Below are 7,666 nucleotides of genomic sequence, written 5' to 3'. Positions count from 1 at the left end.
ACTTATATCTATAGTGTTTAAGTTGCCTGATGCCTGACCAGATAGCCATTTTTTACCTGCAACATCAAATATTTGGTAACGAATATCACTCATTTTTCCAGACTGAATTGTGATGCTATTTCTCGCAGGATTTGGGAATAGTAACAATCCTTTAGCATCCTCTCCAGGTTGAGTAGTGATTACTCTTCCTGCCTGACTTCTTGCCGTGGCTCCTCCTAAACAGAAGTTTGTCGTTTCAGAGGCTCCAAAACTACCACCAGAAGCCACAGTTGATCCATCTGCTGTTAACTGGTATGATCCATTACCATAGCTACAGCAAATGCCGTCACCATAAGCATCATAAATTACGAAATCATAGCATCCTTTGGCTAAAGTGAAGTTTTCAATTACAGTCGAGCCGTCAGGAGATGAGCCATAAGTACCACCTGACACTAAAACCGATGAGCCTTGTTTTATTTCCCAACTCGTTTCTTCAGGATAATTATCCAATACAATGGTTAACTCCATCGCACTTTCCGATGAAGATGATCCTGTGGAAACAGCAAGATCGTCAATAGCAATATCTCCTTGCCAAGTATTGCCTGTTGTGCTACTAAATCTGAGTTTTAAATTAGCACCTAAATAACCAGCCAGGTCAATATTTGCTGACTGCCAGCTATTACCCTGATTGCCGCTAAGTGACCAAATGTTGGTCCAGCTCGTGCCATTGGTAGATGCTTGCAGCGTAAGTCCTCCCATAGAGGAAGATCCCCACATGTGATATTTGAAAGAAAAAGTAGCTGAGCTTGCTCCTGTGAGGTCAAAGCATGGGCTTTCTACAATAGCGGTTTTATTAGAATAATTAGGGCTGGAAGCCTCAATGTATAGATAATAAGATCCTTCAGTGGCAGAAGATGGCCCTGTATTGCTTGAAGGAGTACCTCCTGATCGTCTTGCCCAATCAAAATCATCTCCATTTACCTGAGTCCAGTTGCCAAGACCAGATTCGAAGCCAAAATTGTAAGGTATACCAACTGTAGAAGCGCAACTCATACCTGCACTTGCAGTGGTTACTGAGGTAGTAGCGGCTGAAGACTCATTGCCGGCAGCATCTTTAGCCACTACAGTAATGTTGTAAGTTGTTGAAGCAGTTAGGCCAGTCACAGTATAATTTGTGTTCGTAGGGCTACCATTCAAAACGCTATTCACATACACCTCATAACCTGTCACACCTACGTTATCGGAAGAAGCTGTCCAGGTGAGATTGGTAGAAGTTTGGGTAGTGCCACTAGCTGATAATGAACCAGGTGTTGAAGGAGCCTCTGTATCTGCAGGTGAGCCACCTCCATCAAATACGTGAGTGCCTAAATAGTTAAAAGTATTATTAGCAAACTGATCCCATTCTGATGCAGAGTAGGTGGTGCCAGGTGAGTTAATTGAAGACTTTCTCACCAATGTTACGTCTTTTCCAAAGTTGCTGCTATTGTTAAATACACCCACTACATCTATGAGGGTGCCATTTTTAAACAGACCAATTGCATCGTTACCATTAAAGCTCATGGGACCACTACCAGTGATGAGGTCGGCCACTGATTGCATAGCCGCATCAGCACTACTGTGTACAATTACGTAAACATCACCTGTATTTACATTTCCTGAGAGCGTGATTTCAGAACCCCAGGCTCCTGATCCATTTGTTTGTTTTTGAATAGAATATTGAGATAAGTTTACGCTACTACCGGTGAAATTGGCAATCTCAAAGCCTTTGTTATAAGAAGAGCCTTCAATGTATTCTGAAAAGAAAAGTTCGGTTGCATTTCCCCCACCGCCAATGGAATTTACCGTGATAGTAAATGATTGGGTCGATGAATCTGTACCATCTGAGGCATTTAAAGTGACCGGATGAGAACCTACGTTACCTGAATTAGGTGTACCGTTTAGTGTGGCAGTACCGTTGCCATTGTCAGTGAAAAATAACCACGATGGTTTTGTGGTAGCTGTGATGGTTATAGGGTCACCATCTGCATCAGAAGTGGTTACACTGTATGTATAGGCTTGCCCTTCTGTGGCAGAATTAGGGGCTGTTGAAGTAAATGTTGGTGCGTTATTGCCTGGAGGCGGTGTGCTGTTACATTCGCTTGTATAGATCTCGCAAACATACTCCGGGTGATCAATAAATGGATTTCTGTTTTGCTGATAGCTGTAAATTACTTCATTACGAGCTCTTTCGGCATCATCTACCGGGTCGGCCAGGTGCCATGCAATAAGTGTTGATAATTTTGAATGCAAAGGTGCTTTATCAGTATTGCCTTGATACACCTCAGTGAGCTCCAGGTCAGGATCGCCATTGGTGCCTTCATAGCGCACCACCATATAAAAGATCATGCGAGCCACATCACCTTTCACGGCATCTCTCGGCTCCCATACATAATCTGTGCTACTGGTCTTAGATAGTGTGGGGCCATTATATGCACCTGAGGCATCATTGTAATAAGTATCTCCCCAGTCAAAATTTCTGTTACTTCTTGCTGAGTTAGTAGAAATGTCAGCTGCTCTTAAATGATGTACATCGGTACCGGCTCCCAGAGTGGTGCCAAAGTCTCCTCTTGATTTAGCCCAAACATGCTCTCTATTCCAGCCGTTGCCGCTGTTATATTCTGCGGCAGCGTCCATCGAAAAACCCGAATAAATTCCTATTACATTATTAGGGTTATTCGGGTCCCTGTCTGCTTCTTTTAAAATGTCCCATACATCGGTGTTGCTGCTGCTGTAGGGAAATTCGATGTGGCCATCAATAATATTATGTAGTGCGGCCTTAAGTTGATTTCCCGTAAGTCCGTTGGCCGGGTCGTAATAGCCAGGAGGTACCTGACTGAAAGCTATACAATAAAAAAAGGTCAACACCATGAGCATTGACCCGCGCAATAGATAGAATTTTTTCATGTTAAGTGGTTTTAGGTTGAAAATCGCTGCAACTTAAATAGAAATAATTTGAGCTGAAAACCAGCGACTTAGTCTTAACAATCACTTAATATAAAGGTTTGGCTACAATTGAATATTTCTAATAATTTCTATTTTGATAAGCCATAGAATTTGATAAAATATGTAGATATCAATTGATGAATTAATGCCTAGAAAAGTACAATTAACATTAGCTTAAAATAGTGGGATTGCTCAGTGAGTGAGTGATGAATTTGGTTTTGGGGTCATGCTCGATTTTAATTGCAAATGGATATTAGTATAAAGTATTGAGGAGACTGACAGCAGCAACCCACCGCCTATCTAATTTATACTGATTATTTACGGGCAAATTGCTATATTAACTTTCCATCTTAAATGCGCTTCTTATGGCTTCGATTACATTAAAAATCAACAAAAAAAATTACGAAGTGGATGTTGATCCCCAGACACCGCTTCTTTGGGTGATAAGGGACCATGTAGGTCTTGTTGGCACTAAATATGGCTGTGGTATTGCTCAATGTGGAGCATGTACGGTACATTTAAACGGTACTGCCGTGCGCTCATGCTCTTTGCCGGTAAGTAGTATTGGCGGTTCAGAGATTACAACAATTGAAGGATTATCTGCCAATGCCGATCATCCTGTGCAGAAAGCCTGGAGAGAGCATGATGTACCTCAGTGCGGCTATTGCCAGGCCGGTCAGATTATGACAGCAGCATCGCTATTGTCTCAAAATGCCAACCCAAGCGATAAGGATATCGAGAATACTATGAACGGTAACCTTTGTCGTTGCGCCACCTACAACAAGATCAAAGATGCGGTAAAGTCAGCATCTAAAATGTCTTAAGTTCTCCCAATCTAAAAACACCTCGTTATGACACTCATCAAAACTAAATTTAATAGAAGATCTTTCTTAAAAGTATCTACAGCAGCTTCCGGAGGACTAATGCTTGGCTTTAATTGGGCTTGCTCACCACCTACTGAAATTGCAAAAAAACAAGCACCATCAGCTTGGTTTGAAGTAAATGCCTACTTGTCTATTGCTGATAATGGTCAAGTTACAATCATGTCACCAAACCCGGAGATTGGGCAAAATGTAAAGACATCTATGCCTATGATCGTAGCGGAAGAATTGGATGTAGATTGGAAGGATGTAATCGTAAAGCAGGCGCCTTTAAATACCGATGTGTTTACCAGACAGGTAGCAGGTGGTAGTCAGTCGATCAGGCAGGGGTGGAGCTCATTACGTATGGCAGGTGGCACTGCAAGAAAAATGCTCATCAATGCTGCGGCAGAAAAGTGGCAGGTAGACCCTGAAACACTTACTACGGCAGATGGAGTTATTACCAATCAAAATGGAGAGACAATAAAATATGCTGAAGTTGCCTCGATGGCGGCTGAAATGGATGTGCCGGAAGAGGTAGAATTGAAAGATCCTAAAGACTTTAAGATCATTGGCCATGGTAAAGGAAATGTCGATTTGGAAGAAATCATAACAGGCAAGCCTCTTTTTGGCATTGATACCAAACGTGACGGTATGGACTATGCCTGCGTGCTGAGACCACCAGCATTTGGCATGAAACTAAAGTCTTTTGATGCTGCCGCTGCCAAAAATGTAAATGGAGTCAGAGATGTCATTCAGTTTGGAGATAAAGTAGCTGTTTTAGCTAACAGCACCTGGGCGGCTATGCAGGGTAAAAAAGCCATTAACGCAGATTGGGAGGCTGATTCTAAACTTGAAGACAGCGCATTTCACGATACAAAACTTAAAGAACTATTAAATAAAGATGGCGGTGAGGTAAGAAGGAAAGACGGTAATCCTGAAAACCAATTTGCAGCAGCAGATGAGGTGGTCGAGCGTATTTATGAGTCTCCATTTCTGCCTCACAACTGTATGGAGCCAATGAACTTTTTTGCTGACGTGACTGCAGAAAAAGTGGAGCTTTATGGCCCAATACAGACGCCTGCTGGCACAAGAAGGCGGGTAGCTGAGTTGTTGGGTCGTGATGAGAGTGAAATTACCGTAGGTATGAGCCGAATGGGGGGCGGTTTTGGTCGAAGATTATATGGCGATTTTGTGTTGGAAGCAGCAGAAATTTCTGATAAAAGCAAAAAGCCGGTGCAGCTCATCTACACACGAGAAGATGACATGACGGCTGGTATATATCGCCCGGCCATAAAATATAAAATTAGAGCTGGTTTAAAAGATGGTAAGATCAATGCTTATCAGCTTACCGAGGCCGCTATCAATAGTAACATGTATGGTATATTACCCAATAATTTTCCTGCCGGGGCTTTGGCAGATTATGAGGTTGTAAACCACAAATATGATAGCAACATTACCACCGGTGCCTGGCGAGCGCCTTACACCAACTTTCTAGCCTCAGCAGAGCAAAGTTTTCTTGATGAAATCGCGGAGATGATCAATACAGACCCGGTACAATTAAGAATTGATATGCTCGAAAAAGCCAAAGCGGGATTTGCTCCTGAAGGTAATTACGAACCGGATAAATTTATAGGAGTTATCAAACTTGCTGCAGAAAAAGCCAATTGGGGAAATAAAGAAGAGGGTGTATTTAAAGGTTTTAGTGCCTATTATTCTCATAATTCTTATGTAGCCGAGGTGGCCGAAGTAGTGATGGAAAGAAATAAACCGAAGGTGACAAAAGTTACCGTGGCGATAGACTGTGGTATAGTGGTCAATCCGGTAGGTGCTATTAATCAAGCCATGGGTGGTGTGATCGATGGTATTGGCCATGCCATGTATGGTGATTTTGCCTTTGCCAATGGACGCCCTCAGGCAGACAATTTCGATAACTATCGCCTGATACGTAGCAGCGAAGCACCACAGGTCGATATTCATTTTGTAGAAAGCATAGAAAGCCCTACAGGATTAGGAGAGCCTACTTTGCCGCCTGCGGGAGGTGCGGTGGCCAATGCTATTTATGCTGCTACAGGCAAAAGACTATACAAACAGCCTTATTCTAAACAAGATATTACCCTGGGCTAATTTGAGCTTTCAAACTTTATGTAGTTAGATTGGTTTGGAAACTGAAATTAGAACCCAATAGATATATGAAAATCAGAATATTAATAATCGCATTTATAGGATTTACAGCTATTTCGGCCATCAAAATATCAAACGCTCAAAACGATGACCTGAAGGCCAGCATGCAAAGAGGGGCAGATATATATGCCATAAACTGTAGCAATTGTCATATGAGCAATGGTAAGGGTGTGCCTGGTGCATTCCCTCCTTTAGCTCAGTCAGATTACCTCATGGCTGATCTTGATCGGGCAATCAAACAGATTTTGTATGGTGCCAATGGAGAAATGACAGTAAATGGCGTGGTCTACAACGGAGTTATGACTGCCTTTCCTTTTTCTAATAAAGAAACGGCCGATGTGCTTAATTATATAAGAAACAGCTGGGGTAATGAAGGTGATATTGTAAAGCCAGATGATGTTGAGAAGGCACGGAAGAAATGAAAGAATTTAAAAACATAGTGGCCGAGTATGAGCGTGTAAAAGACATGCAAAAACTGGCTCTTGCCACTGTGGTAAAGGTGCGAGGCTCCTCGTATCGTAGTCCCGGGGCTCGCATGCTCATAAGAAATGATGGGCGATGGACTGGCTCGATCAGTGGTGGCTGCCTGGAAGGGGACGCTTTGAGAAAAGCAAGAAATGTAATGAATAGTGGCGAACCTCAACTAGTCACATACGACACAATGGATGATGCCAATAATAGCTTGGGTGTAGGCCTTGGTTGCAACGGCATTATTGATGTTTTAATCGAGCCAATTACTGAAAGCAACAACCCGATTGATAAACTGTCAACTTTTATCAGTTATAACAATCTTACCGTTATGGCTACAGTCTTTAGGGCTGACGATCAATTTGTGACTGTAGGCGCTCAATCCTGGTTTGATGAAAATGGTGATTATCATTCCAAAATTAATAATAAAGAGCTGAGCGAACTGATTGAGAAAGAAATGCAATCGGTGTATCATAATCGAAAGCCTGCGGTTAAAACTTTATTAAATAATAGCGTTGAAGTCTTTTTTGAAATCATTGAGCCATCAATTGATCTCATCATTTTTGGCGGAGGTTTCGATGCAAAACCAGTCACTGAGATGGCTTCCACACTTGGCTGGGACGTAACGGTTACTGATGAATGTATTGCTCATGTGGCACCGGCTGCTTTTCCTAAGGCTAATGTGAGTTTTTGTAAAAGAGAGAATTTCTCAAAAGATATACCCATCAAGCCATACTCTGCAGCTGTACTTATGTCTCATACTTTTGATTATGATTATGATGCCTTAAAAATGCTTTTGGCTACAGATGTTTGCTATATCGGTATTTTAGGGCCTAAGAAACGAGCGATCAAATTGTATAAACAACTGGAAGAGGAAGGCGTAAAGCTTTCGAAGGAAGATAAATTGCGAATTCATAGTCCTATAGGTCTTGATATAGGAGCAGAGACACCTGAGGAAATTGCGTTATCAATTATTGCCGAAATACAGGCCAAATTTACCAACCGAAGTGGTGGCTTTCTCAAATATCGCACGGCCCCTATCCACCAGCGAGATGGTAAAGAAGACCAGGTTTTTAAACAGGTTTTTATCAATAGCACTGATAATAAAGAGGCTTTTCTTTAATTGTCCCACCTTTTGGGGGAACAATGCAATAGTTAAAATTGCTATCTTGACTCCCATAAATGGCTATATA

The 7,666-nt window shown here is 42.0% G+C and carries 5 protein-coding genes; 4 read left to right on the top strand and 1 reads right to left on the bottom strand.

The features are described 5' to 3' along the window. Positions 1-2,922: endonuclease (locus E1176_RS20950; protein WP_222933125.1), on the bottom strand; the 2,922-nt coding region annotated here is incomplete at its 3' end. Between the two features lie 404 nt (positions 2,923-3,326). Here E1176_RS20950 and E1176_RS09625 point away from each other — a divergent pair. The 4 genes from E1176_RS09625 to E1176_RS09610 all read left to right on the top strand — a co-directional run bounded on the left by E1176_RS09625 (position 3,327) and on the right by E1176_RS09610 (position 7,596). After that, positions 3,327-3,785 carry a (2Fe-2S)-binding protein gene (locus E1176_RS09625; RefSeq protein ID WP_155210400.1) on the top strand — a complete coding sequence of 153 codons (459 nt, stop codon included), beginning with the start codon at positions 3,327-3,329 and terminating at the stop codon, positions 3,783-3,785. 27 nt (positions 3,786-3,812) lie between these two features. After that, complete coding sequence (locus E1176_RS09620) at positions 3,813-5,948, top strand: xanthine dehydrogenase family protein molybdopterin-binding subunit (RefSeq protein WP_155210399.1); 2,136 nt, start codon at positions 3,813-3,815, stop codon at positions 5,946-5,948. 65 nt (positions 5,949-6,013) lie between these two features. Then, positions 6,014-6,427, top strand: coding sequence for a c-type cytochrome (locus tag E1176_RS09615; protein ID WP_155210398.1), 414 nt, complete (start codon positions 6,014-6,016; stop codon positions 6,425-6,427). Next, a complete protein-coding gene (locus E1176_RS09610; protein WP_155210397.1) occupies positions 6,424-7,596 on the top strand; it encodes an XdhC family protein in 1,173 nt (390 codons plus the stop codon). The genes E1176_RS09615 and E1176_RS09610 overlap by 4 nt, the downstream gene beginning before the upstream one ends. Positions 7,597-7,666 lie beyond the last annotated feature (70 nt).

Source organism: Fulvivirga aurantia (assembly GCF_009711475.1).
GTDB lineage: Bacteria > Bacteroidota > Bacteroidia > Cytophagales > Cyclobacteriaceae > Fulvivirga > Fulvivirga aurantia.
This window is presented reverse-complemented; position numbering and strand designations above follow the sequence as displayed.

What these genes read in the sequence shown, in the direction of transcription:
- E1176_RS09625 (WP_155210400.1), top strand. Translation starts at nt 3,327, where the DNA reads ATGGCTTCGATTACATTAAAAATCAACAAAAAAAATTACGAAGTGGAT.
- E1176_RS09620 (WP_155210399.1), top strand. Translation starts at nt 3,813, where the DNA reads ATGACACTCATCAAAACTAAATTTAATAGAAGATCTTTCTTAAAAGTA.
- E1176_RS09615 (WP_155210398.1), top strand. Translation starts at nt 6,014, where the DNA reads ATGAAAATCAGAATATTAATAATCGCATTTATAGGATTTACAGCTATT.
- E1176_RS09610 (WP_155210397.1), top strand. Translation starts at nt 6,424, where the DNA reads ATGAAAGAATTTAAAAACATAGTGGCCGAGTATGAGCGTGTAAAAGAC.